Origin of the sequence: Duganella sp. Dugasp56, from assembly GCF_047304105.1 — a bacterium.
In the GTDB taxonomy this organism is placed as follows: Bacteria; Pseudomonadota; Gammaproteobacteria; order Burkholderiales; family Burkholderiaceae_D; genus Rugamonas; species Rugamonas hordei.
In genome coordinates this window covers 71,280-88,470 of record NZ_JBGLYQ010000023.1, presented here as the reverse complement: position 1 = coordinate 88,470, position 17,191 = coordinate 71,280, and the positions used below count along the sequence as shown (strand labels likewise).

Sequence of the window (17,191 nt, the reverse complement as noted above, 5' to 3'; positions counted from 1 at the left end):
CGGTATGCAAAAGTTCAATCAATCTTCAATGCTGCGCGCATGAGGTGTGACAGGCGTTAGAAAAAATAAAATTGCCATATGCAGTACCAAAACTTCCATTTGCCGTGCTATTCTCTTGTGACAACTAATGTTTCCAGGAGCAGTCGATGAGCTATAAAAACAAAACTTATGTTGCATTCGCTAGCGAAAATATTCACTGTTACCGATTAATGGAAGCTTGGCGCGAGAACGAGCACATCGACTTTAGTTTCTACGATGCTCATGATTTATTTATTTCACGAGATACCAGCCAACGTGAAACGATAAAAAAAAATCTTCGTGAAAGAATGAAGAATGCTAAACAAATAGTGCTAATCGGTACAACCGAAGGACGAAAAAAAGGTGGTGACTCATACACTTTTTTGGGATATGAAATTGAACTAATACTTGAGTTTAATTTGCCAGTGGTTATAGCAAATATTGGTGGATCACGACATGTCGAAAAAACTCTGATTCCACAACCTCTGCTGGATGCAAATCATTATATGGTAGCAGTTTCTTTTCAGCCAGCAATAATAAAACATGCCTTAGATAAGTACACGGCAGAATTTGCAGACGGGATTAAAAAAGGATGCCAAGTTTACAAAGAAAATGTTTATAGCTCACTTGGTATATAAGATGGAAATAATTAACGACCTTAAAACATCTCGTTTTTGGCGCCATTTTCTAGTCAAAGCATTTGCAGTCGCAGGTGGGTTATCTGGGCTGATACAATTCAATAATGCAGTTTTTCCATCTACCGCATGGACAGGAAATAACGTTCTCTGGACTGTTATCGCAATATCCTTTGTAGTAGGAATCCTGCTTGCATGGCCTCGACCAATTATGGCTGAGTACAGTTCTCCCAAAACAAAGATCACCATTGTAAAAGGCGATTTGTTAGAAGAAAAGGGACATATTGTAATTGGCGCATCCGATACATTTGATACTGAACCTCCGAATATCATCGCGCGACAAAGTTTGCAAGGACAAGTCTTGGATAGGCTATATGGAGGAAACTTGGCCCTACTTGATCAGCACATAGATGAGGCTCTTCGCGGGTATCAGAGTATAGGTAGTATTCAGAAGGCGGGGAAAAATACAAAATACAATATTGGAACGGTCGCCGTCGTTACAAATGGACCGAGAAAGCTATTCTTTTCAGCTTATAGTGAAATGAATGATCTTAATGAATCTAGAGCAACCCCAGATACCGTATGGAAAAGCCTCCAGGCATTATGGAGTTCAGTCTCCGTACACGGAAATGGAACAACGATTTCGATTCCTGTGATCGGTGGAGGACAGGCACGGTTATCTAGTGTCATGCCAGCGCAAGATTCGATTCGCTTTATTGCATTGTCTTTTATGATGGCGTCAAGGCGAGAGAGAATATGCGACGAACTACGTATTATTGTGCGTAGTGATGATTATCAAAAACTTGATCGGCTTGAAATACAATCATTTATTTCATCACTACGGCCATCATGAAAATAAAATCGAGTATTGAAATTCCAAAAAATAATGGCTGTGCTTTCTGTGACTATTTGTCTGGGAAGCGACAGTATACAATTTTATATAAGAATGAAAGAGTCGCAGCACTAGTTACTCGTGAGCAACGTGGTGTGGGGCATGTCTTGATTTTACCCGTCAGGCATGTAGAGTCCATACTTGATATTAAAGATGAAGAAGCTGCGGAGTTATTGATAACTATTCGAAATGTTGCGAAAGCCATTGATCTTGCTTATGGCAGGCCCGGAATTTCTGTTTGGCAAAATAACGGAGTGCCTGCTGGTCAGGCAATTTCTCATGTACATTTCCATATCGCCGGAACCCTTGAGGCCGGAGGAACGGAACGCGGTTTCGTTCCAGAAATTTCCATTGAGGAAACTGAAGCTATTGCTTCGCGTATTCTCGAATTTTTTTAATAATCATTTCGGGCGACACTCTGTCTGCGCCAACCGGGGCTATTAAATATGTTTAATCTTTTAATTTCATCGGACCCTGGAGAATGGCATTCAAGTCCGGCTGAATTCGATCGCGACCGGGTCGCAATTGAGTACACCGTTGATGAAATTAGTGAGCGCTATAGGTCGTTAGATGCAACCGCAATTGAGGAGTTGAAGAGATTTCCGACCCTTTTCGTTATAGAAAATGAGGCTGTTGAATCCCGTATTGGCAACATTACCTCTATAAGGACTAGGTTGTCGACGGTTGTAATCGAATTTGAGATTGATTCAGTTTTCCCTTCATTACCCAGAGGGACTATTGAAAGCATTCGGCGAAGTATTGATTTAGGACGATGGGAGTTGTCGCGCACTCACTGGGCTATAAAAGACGAGCCTATTTTTGATATTTTAATAAAAAAAGGATGCATCACAGCAGATCAGGTTAACGAATCGCAAAAGAAGCGATTGCCAAATTATCCAGATCCTCAATTAATACCTACGCCTCAAGGTGTTTTGAATGCAAAACAAATTTTTATTGTGCACGGGCACGACGACATCGCAAAACTTGAAATGGCCGCCTTTGTTAAAGGTTTAGGTTTAGAACCAATAATCCTTCACCTCCAAGCAAGTTCTGGGCGGACGATCATAGAAAAAATAGAACATTATTCAAATGTTGGCTTTGGAATCGTTCTGTACACACCTTGTGATATAGGCTACAAAGTAGGTGGGATGACGTCTTCATATCGTGCCAGACAGAATGTGGTGTTTGAACACGGTTATCTCATCGGCAAGCTTGGAAGATCGCGAGTAGTCGCAGTTGTGAAAGATGGCATAGAGACACCAAATGATATCAGCGGTGTTGTTTATATTTCTCTTGACTCAAACAATGTTTGGCAAGAACAGCTTAAAAAAGAGCTGCGAGCGGCGGACTATCAAATATAGTCTAAATTCGATGCACATTTTATAGAATAGCATTATGCGAATATTTTTAAGTTATGCTCGCGATGATAGCCTAATTGTGGCAAAATTTGCCGAACGCCTAGAAGCAGAAGGCTATGACGTTTTCTTCGACGCCTCCGACCTTCAACTCGGAGCCTCTTTTTCTGCCGCATTGTCAGAAGAAATAAATTCTGCAGATATTGTAATTTTCTTTCTGTCGAAGAAGGCCCTGGAAAGCAGTTGGTTTAATAGAGAATTGGGAATAGCCGTTAGTAATCGTTATTCCGAACTTCAGACTAGAATAATTCCGATCATTCTTGACAAAGAAGTGCAAGCTCCTTTCTTCCTTAGCGATTACGTATGTCTCGATCTAAGCTCTGCTGAATCGGAAAGTGACTTTGATGAAAAAATTTCTTCTCTCGTATCTTCATTAAAAAAAATTGAAATAAAAGGAGCACCAGAAACTGATCTGATGCAACGTCAGCGCGAAATTGAGCTGGAACGCCAGTTTCTTCTCGTGAAAAAAATTCAGCAAGAAGAACTGGAAAAACATCGGGCTCGCCAGTTGTTTTTTCTAACCACTATTGCTGCTTTGTTTTCGATGACCGGAGTCATCATCTTTCTACTCACGAGCTTCGCAAATGTCCGATTCGAAGAATTTGGCTGGCTACTGTCTACGCTTCTCGGCGCAGCATCGGCAATGATCGGTTCATATTTATATATGAGGAAGGAAGAGCCCGAGAAACGACGTCTAGAGTCTCTCTTGGCCGACCTTGAGCGCCGTCTCATAAAGGGAGGACTTGATGAGTAATGCAACCTCCCTCACCCCCGTGATGGTTGAACGAGCTGCTGAGCAACTACGTCAGGAGAGAGAAACGTTCGACCAGCAAAAAAAACAAGAACATCTTTGGTTTATCCTTCGTTTATCTATGGGCTTTGCCTCAATTGTTCTCTTGGGAGCAATCATGATTGTTTCAGCCTACATCCTGTTCAAGAACGCGGATTTTCCGAAAGATGTCGTTACCGCCGCTGGTGCCGCACTATTTGTTGATGTTCTGGGACTACTAATCGGAGTATGGAAAATTGTGCTTAGCCCTCAGTCAACTGCTAAACTTCGGCCCATATCTTCATCGTCCATTCCCACCGTAAAAAATTGATTGATGGAGATTCTATAATCAAAGGGTGGGATATTTCTGGAAAATCTGTGCGTAAGCAACTGGAATGTTCCGGCGTACTGCACACATCACAGGCCTGAAAGCAAAATGTGCGGTTTGCTGCACTTCCCGCGTGCCAACCATTCTGCACTGCGGGTGCTGGTGAGCCTGGCCGCGCCGCTAAGTGAACAGCTAGCCAAGAAAGCTCGTGAATCTGTTTCGTATCGTCGCGAGCTCTGGCACGCGTCGAACCACGCGCGCAGTCGACTGGACAGCTTCGGGGCAGTGCAAGCCGTATCAGGTCCGCACCCCAACAACGGCATTATCTCCGCCAAGACATAAGCGGTACAGTCTTGGCACCGGTAGTCGGTGCGTTCGGAATAGAAGTCTTCCACGCCCACGGTAGCCGTGTCGATTCCGGGTTGAAGAAAGGCAAACTATTCAGACTGCATTTTTCGGAAAGCGTAGCCAGCATGACCGGTGCAAGCGGAAGCTGTCGCCGATCACGGTGGCGGTGGAAGCATGGCAAGCCAATCATTGCGCCAGGCGACCAGTTGGTGTCCATCTTGAGCTGTCCAGCTCCCCCCAACCACTAGAAAGAAACTTAGGGGGCAGGATTCCTTATCGAAACAAGAATCCCCTTATATTTCGAAATGGCAGCTGTTTCACGAATGTTTTCAAATGACATTAAGTATGCCAAATGCCCACCTAGTTGCTTGGTTCGGGCCTGAAATTCTTCAGGATATTTTGAGGCATGATGAAACATTGCACGCACCTGACGGCGATAACTGCGAGTTGGTTGGACAACTTGATTTACAACTAAACCTGTTACTACTTGTCGCGATGCTTTTCCAGCAATTCTAGTCTTCTTTTCATTAAGCGAAAATTTCAAATCTTTTAATTTATCAGTAGCAAATTCAATTGCAGAAAGAATTTGACCGCGATCCTCACCACTAATTGTGATGTCATCAGCATACCTAGTATATCGCAACCCATTTTTTGCCACATACACACTAATCTCTTCATCAAAGCCGAATAAAAATGCATTAGAGAGTAATGGGCTTGTTGGTGCTCCTTGGGGTAAAACTCCTTCAAAAGTCGTCAAACGCGCAATGATAGTACTCGCATATTGACCGTACTCCTTAGCAAGAAGAAATTCTTTTAGCATTTCGATTGTTATAGAAGGGAAATAATCCTTAATGTCAAAATTGGCAACATAATTTGATTTTAAGTGAACAGCCGCATTATCATAAATTGATATTCCTTCCTTAAAGGAATAGCAAGCGGAATGAACAGGCAATTTGTAAAGGATATGGTCCAATATCCAATACTGAACTACTTTCAACATCGTCCGAGGCGCACAAATTTTCCGCACACCACCAGACTTTTTAGGAATTTCAAATTCCCTATAGTGCTTACGTGCATTGTGGGTGAAGGATGACACTAGCCTAGCGCTTATACCAATACCTAGCGCCAAATCAGATATGTTGAAGTCAGTTCCATCCGCCCCATTTTTGTGGGCGGCATGGCAAGCTTTAAGGGAAGGGAATGAACCGAATCGGAATCGGGTGCCAGAAGAGCGAATTGTAGAGCCAACGAGAAGTTGCTTTCCGAGAAGCGGCCAATAAGCGGGCTCGCGACGATGAGTGGAGCGAAGAGGAGTGAGCGCGCTTATTGGCCGCTGCTCTTCTTGTGAAACGAGGTCATGTAAACTAGCTGACGAAACATCAGCCAACTCTGATTTCGCTTCTTCTGGCTCGATAATGCTACCATTACGGAGATCTTTAAGCAAGAAAAGTCTAGTTCTGTCGCGCAAATGGCGCATTTCTTTTGACAGACTATGGTTTCCGCTTGCACTCAAAGAATATAGATTTTCCCGGGAATGTACGCGTTGAATAAGGCCATCTGTTTTCCAACGTTCGAACAAAAGTGTTAGTTCGTTCAGATCAACTTTAGATTTCCCCTTCAGCAAAGACTGTTCAATGAAATGCGCCACCTCAGCTGGGCTCGCAGGTTGAACAATCCCCAAAGATAAAAGAGAAGCTTGAGGATTTAATCGAACAGCCATTATTTAGCAGGCCTTCCACGTCCATCGTAAAAATAAACCGATCGCCTACGCTCCAACCGCGAAACGATATCTGTTATTTCTGCTGTCGCAAAATCTACGTATCGAACCATTCCAAAATCTCCGATTGCTTTAGCGGGGCCTTCACTAAAATAAGATCTATCTTTTTCATAATCTTTATTTACTAAAAGAACGAAATCTCTATTATTTGCACCGCCAACCGCTTGTTCGTGAGCAAATAATCCTAGTTCGCAAAATGAACCGACGCTATCAGCAACCAAAACAATCGCAGCGCATTCTTTTTTTATAAACGCTAATTCGTTGAGATGAGCATAACTTTTAGACACGGTTAAGCGAACATCCTCAAGACCGTCATCCTCACCAAGCACAACCTCGAAATCTTGGTCTTCTAAAGCTTTTTTTAGGCGTTCACGTAACTGAGCCCCAGGTGTTTCCATCTTTAACGATGGGCCACACAGAAATACGACCATTCGATTATCCGAAAAAAGTTCGGTAATTGCTTCACCGAAGCGCACAACTGATGGATTATCGATCATGGTATAGAGATGCCTGCGTGAACTTTTCGGTTTCGAGTCTTTTCTGATGGTCGCCCAATCAGTAGCCAATTATGCTGTATTGCCTGGGGACAAACAACCCCTACCTGTTGACGTCAGCACAATGAATATCGGGCAAACCACTAACCCATTAGCCTATTTTTCCAGGCTGTTTGGCTGCGGCCTTCGCAACTTTCTTTGCATCCCGTTCTGCCTAGACGCCGCAGGTCTGCCGCCAGCAGGCGTACCGAAAGTGCATCGAGAACCGCAGACATGCCCCGCGCTCTGAGAGCGACGGCAGCGGTGTCTTCTGGCCTCCGAAGTAACCGCAAGCGCCGTATAAATCCGTCGTGAGCTCGGACAGCTCAGCGAAGAAGAAGCGCTCGAAATACGGCCAAATGACACGGTCCTGTTTCAGCGTCTCGATGACCTGGCGCATCGCGGCGACGTTTTCGGCCGCCTAGACCGACAGGACGAAGTGCGGGTTGTCCATGCCGAAGTGCGGGCTCATGTCCCCGTCCCTGATGGTTTGCGCGTGGTGGAGCAGCTGCTCCGCGGTCTTCCTGCGGTCGCTGTGGCAGTGGACCTCGATGGCAAAAGCGTACTGCAGCGTCCCCTCTACATGGGAATTCACCCTTATTAGCCCGTTCAGCCGGAAGCGCTTGCCGCCGAGCTCGAAGGTCGGAACGCCGCGCTTCTTGTGGTAGTAGTGCTTGCACACAGTGACCTGGTAGTCGGTCCGGTCCAGGCGGCGTTCCAGCGCGATCAGGACGGACACATAGGCTTCCTTGTGCGGAAAGTCCGCGCGCACGAGGCTTTCCTCGCTCGTGCCGTCCGCCGCTTTCGCGATGCCGCCCCGCAGCGGGGCATACCGGACGTCTTCGATGTCGAGTCCGTCGACTTCTGCGACGAGCTCCGCCCCCATCCGGGTCAGGTAGTACATGACCCGCTTGCCGATTCCGTAGAGGGATACGACCGCAATTGAACCAACCAGCTGTTGGTCGAGCATCGGCTTGAAGAACGCCGACTGGCTATAGCTCATCGCGTTCCCGATGAGCCCCGACTCCGCCAGGTGACGCGTTGAGGCGAACCCTGCCCGCGTCAGCATGCAGAGGATCTCGATTCGCCTGGGTGTGATCTGGATCGATGGCATGTGCGGTCAGGCCAAATTAATCATGACGAGTGGAGCACATTTACCGGCGCGAGCCTATCCTGCACTAACTGCCGCCGCTGCATTTCGCTTGATAATATCAAGTTCCATAAGGCCTTCCAGCTAATTCGCATCATCGAATTCCTCCACATTGCACAACGCGGACACAAACTTCTCAGCTCCGAGGAGCGAAAAAAATAACAGCACCTACTCTCCCCGTCCGCAATATCTATAGCGCTGCCGCAAGCACAAGCCTACTCGAAAGGGCTACTTTACCTAAAGGCTTTTAGAGACGAGAGAGGAAAATATGGACACCAATAAAACCATACCAGGCACATGTCGCCTGATGCAGATTCGCGAAGTTCTGCAGCTGTGCGGCCTGTCGCGCGCAACGCTGTACCGCGAAATCAAACTGCGCTCGTTCCCCGCGCCAGTGAAGCTGTCGGCACGCTCGGTGGGATGGCTGCAGGATGATGTGATGCAGTGGCTGGACTCGCGTGTCGCGCAGCGAGGCCCGGCTTTTCAGGCAATCCGCCAGATCGAACCGCGCGACACCATGAAGGGATCGGCAATCAGCCCTGTCCACCGCCAGGCGCGGGACGAATCGAAATAACGTCGGCACCAACGCGCAGCTTATCAAGATAGTCGGCCCAGCGCTGCATCATCAGCCTGCGTGCCGGCAGATGCGCGGTGCGATTGTAGGCCCGCCCGTTCGGATCGATGACACGGTGCGCCAGCTGGTGCTCAATCAGATCCACTCGCTCATTCAACACTTCATCCAGGATCGTTCGCGCGGTCGCGCGAAATCCATGCGCTGTCATCACCTCTTTCGAGAAGCCCATGCCACGCAAGGCCGCGTTGATGGTGTTATCGCTCATGCAGGCCTGCTCGGTACGCAGGTTGGGAAACACGTACTTCCCATGTCCCGTCACGCGATACAGCTCGCGCAGAATCTCCACTGCCTGCGTGGGCAGCGGCACCATATGCTCCATCTTCATTTTCATCTTCGCCGCAGGGATGCGCCACTCGGCGGCGTCCAGATCGAATTCCGCCCATTCTGCGGCGCGCAATTCGCCTGGACGTACAAACAGCAAGGGCGTGAGCTTTAACGCCGCCACGACCACGAAATGGCCGTCGTAGGCGTACATGGAGCGTAGCAGGACCGCCAATTCTTTCGGCTCGGTGATGGCGGCGAAGTTCGTTCGCGGTACGGCGACCAGCGCGCCTTTCAGATCTGGCGTCACATCGCGCTCCGCCCAGCCGATCGCCACACCGTAGCGCAGGACTTGGCCGCACATCTGTTTGATGCGATGCGCCGAGTCGACCGCGCCGCGTGCCTCAACGCGCTGAATCACGCCGAGGATGTCGCGCGCCTTGATCGTCGACACAGGCATGCTGCCGATGAAGGGAAACAGGTCATGTTCAAGCCAGGCCAGGACTTTGTCCTGGGTTCTTGCACTGCGGCTGATGGCCATCTTGGTTAGCCATTGGCGCGCCAGCGGTTCGAAGGTCTGCAGGCTTTCTTCAAGCGGCTGCTCTCGCTCCTTCTCCTTCCTCGGATTTGGATCGACGCCAGCCCGCAAAAGCTTACGCGCATCGGCGCTCAGCTCCCGTGCCTCCGCCAACGAGACTTCGGGATAGATGCCGAGGGCCAGCGTTTTATGCTTGCCATCGAAGCGGTAATTCATCCGCCAGTATTTATTTGATTCTTTAACAAGTATATACAGCGAGCGACCGTCGCTGTATTTGTCACCGCTGGGTTTGCCGGAATGCTTGAGTTTCCGGATAAAAAGATCGGTAAGTGCCATGGCGCAATCACACTCCGGATGTGGCGCCAAATGAGGGACATTTTTTTCGCGTGAGGGACCAGCGCCATTTGTCCCTCACGGGCCGTAGATTTCATGATACGCCGCCGGATTTTCGAAGACAACAAAAAACCCGCTTCTCCTATGAGGAGAGCGGGTTTTTCGACTTCTTAATACTTTTTACTGCTGTGTTCTGGTGCCGCTTGCCGGAATCGAACTGGCGACCTTTTCATTACGAATGAACTGCTCTACCAACTGAGCTAAAGCGGCGAAGTCGCACATTCTAACAAATATTTCTTGCTGCACGCTAGTCCCAAACCGATAAATTTTGGCCATGCTGCAAAAATGTCATTGCTTTGTGCGGTTTTCAGGCTTCTCAGCCTGCGTGGTAGCCCGTCACCACCGCCACTTCGTCGCGCGATCCCAGGAACACCGGCACGCGCTGGTGCAGCTTGTGCGGCTGGATGTCCATGATGCGCTGCTGGCCGTCGGTGGCCGCGCCGCCCGCCTGTTCGACGATGAAGGCCATCGGGTTCGCTTCATACATCAAACGCAGTTTGCCCGGCATCGACGTGTCGCGCGTGTCGGCCGGGTACATGAAGATGCCGCCGCGGTTCAGGATGCGGTGCACGTCAGCCACCATCGAGGCGATCCAGCGCATGTTGAAGTTGGTGCCGCGCGGGCCGGTGTCGCCGGCCAGCAGTTCGCTGATGTAGCGCTGCACCGGTGGATGCCAGTGGCGCTGGTTCGACATGTTGATCGCGAATTCCTTGGTCTTGGCCGGGATCTGCATGTTGCGCTGCGTGAGCACCCACGAGCCCATTTCGCGGTCCAGCGTGAAGCAGTTGACGCCATTGCCGGTGGTGAGCACCAGCATGGTCTGCGGGCCATACACGGCGTAGCCTGCTGCCACCTGCTTGGTGCCGGCCTGCATGAAGTCGGCCTCGGTCGGCTGGCCCATGCCGTCCGGCGCCTTCAGCACCGAGAAGATGGTGCCGATGGAGACGTTGACGTCGATGTTGGAGGAGCCGTCCAGTGGGTCGAACAGCAGCATGTATTCGCCTTTTGGATAGCGGTTTGGGATCGGGTGGATCGATTCCATTTCTTCCGATGCCATCGCTGCCAGGTGGCCGCCCCATTCGTTCGCTTCGAGCAGGATCTCGTTGGAGATGATGTCGAGCTTTTTCTGCACTTCGCCCTGGATGTTCTCAGTGTCGGCGGTGCCGAGCACTTCGCCCAATGCGCCCTTGCCTACCGAGTGGCTGATGGTTTTGCAGGCGCGCGCGACCACTTCGATCAGCAGGCGCAGTTCGGCCGGGATCGAGTTGTTCTGGCGCTGTTCCTCGACCAGGTATTGTGTGAGGCTGATGCGTTTCATGGCTTCCCTTGAGGTGAATATAAATCGTTTAAATTGTTCTTTTCCGGCTGGCGGAGGCTCGGCATGGATCCCCGCTTTCGCGGGGATGACGTTTTTGAGCGCTAGTTGGCGAGCGCCTTGGTCACCACTTCCAGCACGTCGTTCGACAGCTTGGAGCGGGCGGCGACTTTTTCCAGGGCGCGTTTCATCTTGGCCTGCAGCGCCGGCGCGTAACGGCGCCAGCGGTCCAGGCCACGCGCCAGGCGGGCTGCTACCTGCGGATTGATCGCGTCGAGCTTGATCACATGCTCGGCCCAGAATTCATAGGCGCTGCCATCGGCCGCATGGAACTGCGACGGGTTGGCGCTGGTGAAGTTGAAGATCAGGCTGCGCGCGCGGTTCGGATTCTTCAGCGTGAAGGCCGGGTGCTGCATCAGCTTGCGCACCGCCGCCACGTTGGTGCTCGGCGCGGCGGCCTGCATGGCGAACCATTTGTCGATGACCAGCGCTTCGCTTTCGAAGTCTTCGTAGAAGTTCTTCAGGTACGGGCCCGCTTCGGCGCCGCTTTGGATCATCGCCACCAGCGCGGCGGAACGGTCGGTCATGTTGCCGGCTTTTTCGAACTGCTGCTGCGCGAGCTTCAGTTCGGCCATGTCCGGCGTCGCCATCAGGTAGGACAGGCACAGGTTCTTCAACGCTCGCTTGCCGGCCGACAGGGCGTCCGGGCTGTAGTCGCCCGGCGTCTGGTTGGCGTGGTACTGCTCCAGCAGCTCGCTCTTCAAGGCCGTGCCGATGGTGCGGCGCATGAACTGGCGCGCGGTGTGGATCGCTTGCGGATCGACCACGTCCATCTGCTCGGCGATGATGGTCTCCGACGGCAAAATCAGCGCCAGTTCGCGGAAGGCCGGGTCGAGCGACTCGCTGATCAGCACGGAGCGCATGGCGTTGATGAAGGTGGGGTCCAGTTTCAAGTTGGCGTCGCTGCCGCCGGCGACGGCCACCTGCGCGGTCAGCTTCAGCAGGCGTTCCATCGCCAGCCGCTGGCCCGCTTCCCAGCGGTTGACCGGGTCGCTGTCATGGCTGAACAGGTGCAGCAGTTCGGCGTCGGTGTAGTCGTATTCGAGGATCACCGGCGCCGAGAAGTCACGCAGAATCGACGGCGTCGGACGCTCGTCGACATGGCGGAAGCGGAAGATCTGCTCCTGCCCGGTCAGCTCCAGCACCACCGTGGTGGCGCCCTTGGCGTGCGTGCCGCCTTCCAGGTTCAGCGCCAGGTCCTTGCCGCTGGCGCTCAGCAGGCCGACCGCCACCGGAATGTGGAACGGCAGCTTTTCCGGCTGGCCGGCGGAGGCCGGGCAGCGCTGGCTCAGGATGATGTCGAAGTTGCGCTTGACGGCGTCGTAGCGCGTGCGCGCGGTGACGACGGGTGTGCCGGCCTGCGAGTACCAGCGCTCGAACTGGCGCAGGTCGCGGCCGTTGGCGTCGGCCATGGCGGCGCGGAAGTCGTCGCATTCGACGGCTTGGCCGTCGTGGCGTTTGAAGTACAGGTCCATGCCCTTGCGGAAGCCGTCGCGGCCCACCAGGGTCTGGTACATGCGCACCACTTCGGCGCCCTTTTCATACACGGTGACGGTGTAGAAGTTGTTGATCTCGACGAAGGAGTCGGGGCGCACGGGGTGCGACATCGGGCCGGCGTCCTCCGGGAACTGGGCCTGGCGCAGGGTGCGCACCTGGTCGATGCGGGTGACGGCGCGGCCGCTGTCGGTGCCGATCATGTCGGCGCTGAACTCCTGGTCGCGGAACACGGTCAGGCCTTCCTTCAGCGACAGCTGGAACCAGTCCCGGCAGGTCACGCGGTTGCCGGTCCAGTTGTGGAAGTATTCGTGGCCGACCACCGCTTCGATGCCGGCGTAGTCGATGTCGGTCGCCACGCGCGGGTTGGCCAGCACGAACTTGGTGTTGAAGATGTTCAGGCCCTTGTTCTCCATCGCGCCCATGTTGAAGTCGCCCACGGCGACGATCATGAAGCGGTCCAGGTCCAGCTCCAGGCCGAAGCGCTCCTCGTCCCAGCGGATCGAGTTCTTCAGCGACTGCATCGCGTAGTCGGTCTTGTCGAGGTTGCCGTCTTCAACCCACACCTGCAGCAGCACCTCGCGGCCCGATTGCAGCGTGTATTTCTCCTCCTGGCAGACCAGGCGCGCGGCCACCAGCGCGAACAGGTAGGACGGCTTCTTGAACGGGTCTTCCCACTTGGCGTAGTGGCGGCCGTCGCCCAGGTCGCCCTGCTCGATCAGGTTGCCGTTCGACAGCAGCACCGGATAAGCGGCCTTGTCGGCGCGCAGCATGACGGTGTACTTGGCCATCACGTCCGGGCGGTCGGGGAAATAGGTGATGCGGCGGAAGCCCTCGGCCTCGCACTGCGTGAAGAAGTTGCCGTTCGAGACGTACAGTCCGGACAGCGAGGTGTTCTGCACCGGCGCGCACAGCGTTTCGATTTCCAGCACCACCTTGGCCGGGGCCTTGGCGATGGTCAGCGTCGAGCCGTCGATCTTGTATTCGGTCGGCGCCAGCGGCTTGCCGTTCATGCGCAGCTGCACCAGCTCGATTTCTTCGCCGTGCAGCACGATATCGTGGCTGCCGCGGCTCTTGGCCGCCGGGTTCTGCCGCATGGTGATGCGGTTGGCGACCACGGTGCGGTCCGGATCGAGGTCGAAACCGATTTCCACGGTATCGACCAGATAGGATGGCGGGGTGTAATCTTTGCGGAATATCGTCTTGGGGCTGCTGTCTGTGCGCATGGGGACTTTGAATGACGTAGGCAAAAGCCTATTTTACCAATACCAGCGCGGGGACCATGCGCGAATCGCCTGTTATAGGACAAATAAGCTCCAACAAGTTGCTGGTTTCCACGCCGCCGTAACAATCTGTAATAATCGTGCCGGGCCGGCGCGTGCGTCGTAGACTTAGTACTGGAAAATACCGTCTTACAAGAGAGGGGCAACATCATGAAATATCTCGCCATTTTGGCGACCGCCGCCGTCATGCTGCTGGGCGGCTGCGCCACCACCATCCACAGCGACGTGACCGCCTTCAACGACTGGCCGGCCGACATCGGCGACAAGTCCTATGCCTTCGTGGCCCCGCAGGGCGCCGACGACACGCTGGAATACCGCAATTATCAAGTACTGGTGAGCAACGAACTGGCCAAGCTGGGCTTCCACCAGGTGGCCGACAACCAGCAGCCGAAGTTGCTCGTTGGCATGAAATTCAATACCGTGGACCATGCGGTGCGGGTGCTGGAGGCCGATGATCCGTTCATGACGGGGCCGTACTGGGGCCGTTATGGCTGGGGCGGCTGGGGTTATTCGCGCTGGGGCTACTATCGCCCGTACTTCTACGATCCGTTCCGTTATGGCCCGGTGGTGCTGGAAGAGCGCGTCAAGCACGAATACCAGCGCCAGCTGCGCGTGACGATCAACGGCATCGATGGTCGCAAGCTGTATGACGTCACGGTGCAAAACACCAGCCGCGTGCAGGCCACGCCGCACGTGATGCCGGCCCTGGTGCAAAGCGCCTTCACCGGCTTCCCCGGCCCGAGCGGCGTGCCGCGCAAGGTCGACCTGAAGATCGAACCAAAAACCGAAACCGTCGAAGCCACCTCGACCAAGGCCGGTTAAAAACCCGGGGTCAGATCCGACATTTGGACACAAGCTCTACCGTAGCGCACGCTACGGTAGAGCTTGTGTCCAAATGTCGGATCTGACCCCGGGTTTGCTTTAGGGCAGCAGGATCGAGGAGCCGGTGGTTTTGCGGGCTTCCAGGTCGATGTGGGCCTGGGCGACGTCGGCCAGGCTGTAGCGCTGGCGGATGTCGATCTTGACTTCGCCGCTGGCGACCACGCCGAACAGCGACCTGGCCGCCGCTTCCAGATCCTCGCGCCTGGCCATGTAGGCCATCAGCGACGGCCGGGTGATGAACAGCGAACCGCGATTGGCCAGCTCGCTCAGGCTGAACGGCGGCACCGGCCCGGACGCATTGCCGAAGCTGACCATAGTGCCCAGCGGCTGCAGGCAGTCCAGCGAACCGATGAAGGTGTCCTTGCCGATCGAGTCGTACACCGCCGACACACCCTTGCCACCGGTGATCTCCTTCACCCGCTCGGTGAAGTTTTCCTTGTTGTAGTTGATGACGTGGTGCGCGCCGTTCTCGGTGGCCAGCGCGGCTTTCTCTTCCGAGCCGACCGTGCCGATCAGGGTCACGCCCATCACCTTGGCCCACTGGCAGGCGATCAGCCCGACGCCGCCGGCCGCCGCGTGGAACAGGATGGTGTCGCCGGCCTTCAGCGGCACCGTGCGGTGGAACAGGTACTGCACCGTCAAGCCCTGCAGCATCATCGCCGCCGCCGTGTCGAAGCCGATTTTTTCCGGCAGCACCAGCAGCTGCGCGGCCGGCATGTTGCGCGCCTCGGCATACGCGCCGATCGGCCGTCCGGCATAGGCCACGCGGTCGCCCACCTGCACTTCCGTCACGCCCTCGCCCACCGCCTCGACGATGCCGGCGCCTTCCATGCCCAGCGCGCCCGGCAGCGCCTGCGGATACAGCCCGGTGCGGAAATAGACGTCGATGAAGTTGAGGCCGATCGCCTCATGCCGCACCTGCGCCTCGCCCGGCCCCGGCGGACCCAAATCCACGTCCACCAGTTCCATCACTTCCGGACCGCCCACGCGGTTGATGCGGATTGCCTTGGTCATGCCTGCCTCCGTGTCAGTTTGCAGCGGCGAGCTGCTGAAGCTGAGACAGTACCAGATGTGCCGACGACATGTTGGTCGCGCACGGCGTGTTGTGCACGTCGCAGGCGCGCACCAGCGCGTTGATGTCCGGTTCGTGCGGCTGCGGCGTCATCGGGTCGCGCAGGAAGATCACGCAGTCGATCTCGCCTTCGACCAGCATCGAGCCGATTTGCAAGTCGCCGCCGAAGGGGCCGGAGTGCTTGCGGTCCACCGTCAGGCCCAGCTCGTTGGCCAGGCGTCCGCCGGTGGTGCCGGTCGCGGTCAGCGTGCAGGTGGAGAGGAAGGCCTTGTATTCGCCGGCCAGCGCGATCATGTCGTCTTTTTTCTTGTCGTGTGCAATCAGGGCAATGCGGGTCTTCATTTCGTGATCCTCTATTTTTTCGACAGCAGGTAAATCCCGGCCAGCACCAGCGCGGTACCGCCTAGTTGCCAGGAGGTGACGGGCTCGCCCAACATCAGCGCGCCCAGGAACAGCGTTGAAACGGGTCCGATCATACCAGCCTGCGAGGCGGTACCGGCGCCGATGCGTTCGACGGCGGCCATCGTCATGAACACCGGCATCACCGTGCACAGGATGCCGTTGACCAGCGACAGGCCGTACACCGGCAGCGGCTGGATCAGGCCGGACGCGGGCCGCAGCAGGAAAAACTGGCCGATGCAGGCGGCGCTGGAGACGCACATCGCGTACGACACCAGCCGCAGCGCCCCCAGCCGCTTGACCATTTCGCCCGACAGCAGCAGGTAGACGGCGTAGGCGGCGGCCGATCCGGTCACCAGCGTGGCGCCGAGCACGACGTTCTTGCTGCCGCTCTGCAGGTCGTGCAGGAACACGAAGACGATGCCGCAGTAGGAGGTCAGCAGCGCCAGCCACTGCTTGCGCTTGATGTGCTGCTTGAGCAGCGTGGAGGAGATCAGCAGCACGAAGGTCGGCGTCAGGAACAGGATCAGGCGTTCGAGGCCGACCGAGATGTATTGCAGGCCGAGGAAGTCGAGAAAGCTGGACAGGTAGTAGCCGACCAGGCCCAGGCCAATCAGGCGCCAGCGGTCGGAATTGGTCAGCGGCGCCTCGGTGCGCATCTTCCAGATCGCGACGGCGGCGAACACCGGCAGCGAGAACAGCATGCGGAAAGCGATCAGCGTGACGGCGTCGATGTGATAGCGGTACAGCAGCTTGGCGACGATGGCCTTGGTCGAGAAGAGAACCGCGCCGCCGATGGCGATGCCCAAGCCGCCAAGATAGGCGGCACGCGCCGGGGCGCTGTCCGTGATGCTTTTAGTCATGCCCAAATTGTAAAGGCAAACGCTTCGCCTCGCTTGACGAGGCGATTTTTCGGCTGGGCAGCGAATCAGGTGAGCCGGCTCAATCCAGCCGTGATAGGCTGCATAAGTACCGATTTGCGATTAGCGGGAGTA

The 17,191-nt window shown here is 54.5% G+C and carries 17 protein-coding genes and 1 tRNA gene; 8 read left to right on the top strand and 10 right to left on the bottom strand.

What is annotated here, in order from left to right:
- Window positions 1–146 precede the first annotated feature (146 nt).
- Genes ACCD07_RS17430 through ACCD07_RS17405 form a run of 6 tightly spaced genes read left to right on the top strand, consistent with a single transcriptional unit; the run spans window position 147 to window position 4,060 of the window.
- Window positions 147–656 (top strand): TIR domain-containing protein, encoded by a 510-nt coding sequence (locus ACCD07_RS17430; protein ID WP_413448082.1) that lies wholly within the window; start codon window positions 147–149, stop codon window positions 654–656.
- A gap of 1 nt (window position 657) precedes the next feature.
- Complete coding sequence (locus ACCD07_RS17425) at window positions 658–1,506, top strand: macro domain-containing protein (RefSeq protein WP_413448081.1); 849 nt, start codon at window positions 658–660, stop codon at window positions 1,504–1,506.
- Window positions 1,503–1,943, top strand: a complete 441-nt coding sequence (locus tag ACCD07_RS17420; RefSeq protein ID WP_413448080.1) for an HIT family protein — start codon at window positions 1,503–1,505, stop codon at window positions 1,941–1,943. The genes ACCD07_RS17425 and ACCD07_RS17420 overlap by 4 nt, the downstream gene beginning before the upstream one ends.
- Window positions 1,944–1,991: 48 nt before the next feature.
- The gene (locus tag ACCD07_RS17415) at window positions 1,992–2,906 is read left to right on the top strand and encodes a TIR domain-containing protein (protein WP_413448079.1); all 915 of its coding nucleotides are present in this window, start codon (window positions 1,992–1,994) and stop codon (window positions 2,904–2,906) included.
- 34 nt (window positions 2,907–2,940) lie between these two features.
- Window positions 2,941–3,714, top strand: a complete 774-nt coding sequence (locus ACCD07_RS17410) for a toll/interleukin-1 receptor domain-containing protein (RefSeq protein ID WP_413448078.1) — start codon at window positions 2,941–2,943, stop codon at window positions 3,712–3,714.
- The gene (locus ACCD07_RS17405; RefSeq protein WP_413448077.1) at window positions 3,707–4,060 is read left to right on the top strand and encodes a hypothetical protein; all 354 of its coding nucleotides are present in this window, start codon (window positions 3,707–3,709) and stop codon (window positions 4,058–4,060) included. The genes ACCD07_RS17410 and ACCD07_RS17405 overlap by 8 nt, the downstream gene beginning before the upstream one ends.
- Window positions 4,061–4,661: 601 nt before the next feature.
- Here ACCD07_RS17405 and ACCD07_RS17400 read toward each other — a convergent pair.
- The 3 genes from ACCD07_RS17400 to ACCD07_RS17390 form a co-directional block, all read right to left on the bottom strand.
- Entirely contained in the window at window positions 4,662–6,125 is a 1,464-nt protein-coding gene (locus ACCD07_RS17400) for a retron St85 family RNA-directed DNA polymerase (RefSeq protein ID WP_413448076.1), read from the bottom strand.
- Window positions 6,125–6,679 carry a hypothetical protein gene (locus ACCD07_RS17395; protein ID WP_413448075.1) on the bottom strand — a complete coding sequence of 185 codons (555 nt, stop codon included), beginning with the start codon at window positions 6,677–6,679 and terminating at the stop codon, window positions 6,125–6,127. Before ACCD07_RS17395 ends, ACCD07_RS17400 begins: the two co-directional genes overlap by 1 nt.
- Before the next feature lie 457 nt (window positions 6,680–7,136).
- Window positions 7,137–7,829 (bottom strand): hypothetical protein, encoded by a 693-nt coding sequence (locus tag ACCD07_RS17390; protein WP_413448074.1) that lies wholly within the window; start codon window positions 7,827–7,829, stop codon window positions 7,137–7,139.
- Between the two features lie 304 nt (window positions 7,830–8,133).
- On the opposite strand from ACCD07_RS17390, the gene ACCD07_RS17385 reads away from it, so the two are divergent.
- Window positions 8,134–8,439 carry a helix-turn-helix transcriptional regulator gene (locus ACCD07_RS17385; protein WP_413448073.1) on the top strand — a complete coding sequence of 102 codons (306 nt, stop codon included), beginning with the start codon at window positions 8,134–8,136 and terminating at the stop codon, window positions 8,437–8,439.
- On the opposite strand, the gene ACCD07_RS17380 is transcribed toward ACCD07_RS17385, so the two are convergent.
- The 4 genes from ACCD07_RS17380 to pepN all read right to left on the bottom strand — a co-directional run bounded on the left by ACCD07_RS17380 (window position 8,399) and on the right by pepN (window position 13,786).
- Complete coding sequence (locus ACCD07_RS17380) at window positions 8,399–9,634, bottom strand: tyrosine-type recombinase/integrase (RefSeq protein ID WP_413448072.1); 1,236 nt, start codon at window positions 9,632–9,634, stop codon at window positions 8,399–8,401. The two genes, ACCD07_RS17385 and ACCD07_RS17380, sit on opposite strands and share 41 nt — an antisense overlap.
- A 191-nt stretch (window positions 9,635–9,825) precedes the next feature.
- Window positions 9,826–9,901, bottom strand: a tRNA-Thr gene (locus ACCD07_RS17375).
- A 106-nt stretch (window positions 9,902–10,007) separates the two neighbouring features.
- Entirely contained in the window at window positions 10,008–11,009 is a 1,002-nt protein-coding gene (locus ACCD07_RS17370) for a class 1 fructose-bisphosphatase (RefSeq protein WP_353405128.1), read from the bottom strand.
- A 101-nt stretch (window positions 11,010–11,110) separates the two neighbouring features.
- On the bottom strand, window positions 11,111–13,786 hold the full coding sequence (gene pepN / locus ACCD07_RS17365) for an aminopeptidase N (protein ID WP_413448071.1): 2,676 nt from the start codon (window positions 13,784–13,786) through the stop codon (window positions 11,111–11,113).
- A 207-nt stretch (window positions 13,787–13,993) separates the two neighbouring features.
- Between pepN and ACCD07_RS17360 the strand changes: the two genes are divergently transcribed.
- Complete coding sequence (locus ACCD07_RS17360; protein ID WP_353405126.1) at window positions 13,994–14,665, top strand: DUF4136 domain-containing protein; 672 nt, start codon at window positions 13,994–13,996, stop codon at window positions 14,663–14,665.
- Window positions 14,666–14,764: 99 nt separating this feature from the next.
- On the opposite strand, the gene ACCD07_RS17355 is transcribed toward ACCD07_RS17360, so the two are convergent.
- Genes ACCD07_RS17355 through ACCD07_RS17345 form a run of 3 tightly spaced genes read right to left on the bottom strand, consistent with a single transcriptional unit; the run spans window position 14,765 to window position 17,059 of the window.
- On the bottom strand, window positions 14,765–15,739 hold the full coding sequence (locus ACCD07_RS17355; RefSeq protein WP_413448070.1) for a quinone oxidoreductase family protein: 975 nt from the start codon (window positions 15,737–15,739) through the stop codon (window positions 14,765–14,767).
- Between the two features lie 13 nt (window positions 15,740–15,752).
- Window positions 15,753–16,139, bottom strand: a complete 387-nt coding sequence (locus ACCD07_RS17350) for a methylglyoxal synthase (RefSeq protein ID WP_176652662.1) — start codon at window positions 16,137–16,139, stop codon at window positions 15,753–15,755.
- 11 nt (window positions 16,140–16,150) lie between these two features.
- Window positions 16,151–17,059: a DMT family transporter gene (locus ACCD07_RS17345; protein ID WP_176652661.1), complete on the bottom strand. Its 909-nt coding sequence runs from the start codon at window positions 17,057–17,059 to the stop codon at window positions 16,151–16,153.
- Window positions 17,060–17,191: the final 132 nt, after the last annotated feature.

What these genes read in the sequence shown, in the direction of transcription:
- ACCD07_RS17430 (WP_413448082.1), top strand. Translation starts at nt 147, where the DNA reads ATGAGCTATAAAAACAAAACTTATGTTGCATTCGCTAGCGAAAATATT.
- ACCD07_RS17425 (WP_413448081.1), top strand. Translation starts at nt 658, where the DNA reads ATGGAAATAATTAACGACCTTAAAACATCTCGTTTTTGGCGCCATTTT.
- ACCD07_RS17420 (WP_413448080.1), top strand. Translation starts at nt 1,503, where the DNA reads ATGAAAATAAAATCGAGTATTGAAATTCCAAAAAATAATGGCTGTGCT.
- ACCD07_RS17415 (WP_413448079.1), top strand. Translation starts at nt 1,992, where the DNA reads ATGTTTAATCTTTTAATTTCATCGGACCCTGGAGAATGGCATTCAAGT.
- ACCD07_RS17410 (WP_413448078.1), top strand. Translation starts at nt 2,941, where the DNA reads ATGCGAATATTTTTAAGTTATGCTCGCGATGATAGCCTAATTGTGGCA.
- ACCD07_RS17405 (WP_413448077.1), top strand. Translation starts at nt 3,707, where the DNA reads ATGAGTAATGCAACCTCCCTCACCCCCGTGATGGTTGAACGAGCTGCT.
- ACCD07_RS17400 (WP_413448076.1), bottom strand. Translation starts at nt 6,125, where the DNA reads ATGGCTGTTCGATTAAATCCTCAAGCTTCTCTTTTATCTTTGGGGATT.
- ACCD07_RS17395 (WP_413448075.1), bottom strand. Translation starts at nt 6,679, where the DNA reads ATGATCGATAATCCATCAGTTGTGCGCTTCGGTGAAGCAATTACCGAA.
- ACCD07_RS17390 (WP_413448074.1), bottom strand. Translation starts at nt 7,829, where the DNA reads ATGCCATCGATCCAGATCACACCCAGGCGAATCGAGATCCTCTGCATG.
- ACCD07_RS17385 (WP_413448073.1), top strand. Translation starts at nt 8,134, where the DNA reads ATGGACACCAATAAAACCATACCAGGCACATGTCGCCTGATGCAGATT.
- ACCD07_RS17380 (WP_413448072.1), bottom strand. Translation starts at nt 9,634, where the DNA reads ATGGCACTTACCGATCTTTTTATCCGGAAACTCAAGCATTCCGGCAAA.
- ACCD07_RS17370 (WP_353405128.1), bottom strand. Translation starts at nt 11,009, where the DNA reads ATGAAACGCATCAGCCTCACACAATACCTGGTCGAGGAACAGCGCCAG.
- pepN (WP_413448071.1), bottom strand. Translation starts at nt 13,786, where the DNA reads ATGCGCACAGACAGCAGCCCCAAGACGATATTCCGCAAAGATTACACC.
- ACCD07_RS17360 (WP_353405126.1), top strand. Translation starts at nt 13,994, where the DNA reads ATGAAATATCTCGCCATTTTGGCGACCGCCGCCGTCATGCTGCTGGGC.
- ACCD07_RS17355 (WP_413448070.1), bottom strand. Translation starts at nt 15,739, where the DNA reads ATGACCAAGGCAATCCGCATCAACCGCGTGGGCGGTCCGGAAGTGATG.
- ACCD07_RS17350 (WP_176652662.1), bottom strand. Translation starts at nt 16,139, where the DNA reads ATGAAGACCCGCATTGCCCTGATTGCACACGACAAGAAAAAAGACGAC.
- ACCD07_RS17345 (WP_176652661.1), bottom strand. Translation starts at nt 17,059, where the DNA reads ATGACTAAAAGCATCACGGACAGCGCCCCGGCGCGTGCCGCCTATCTT.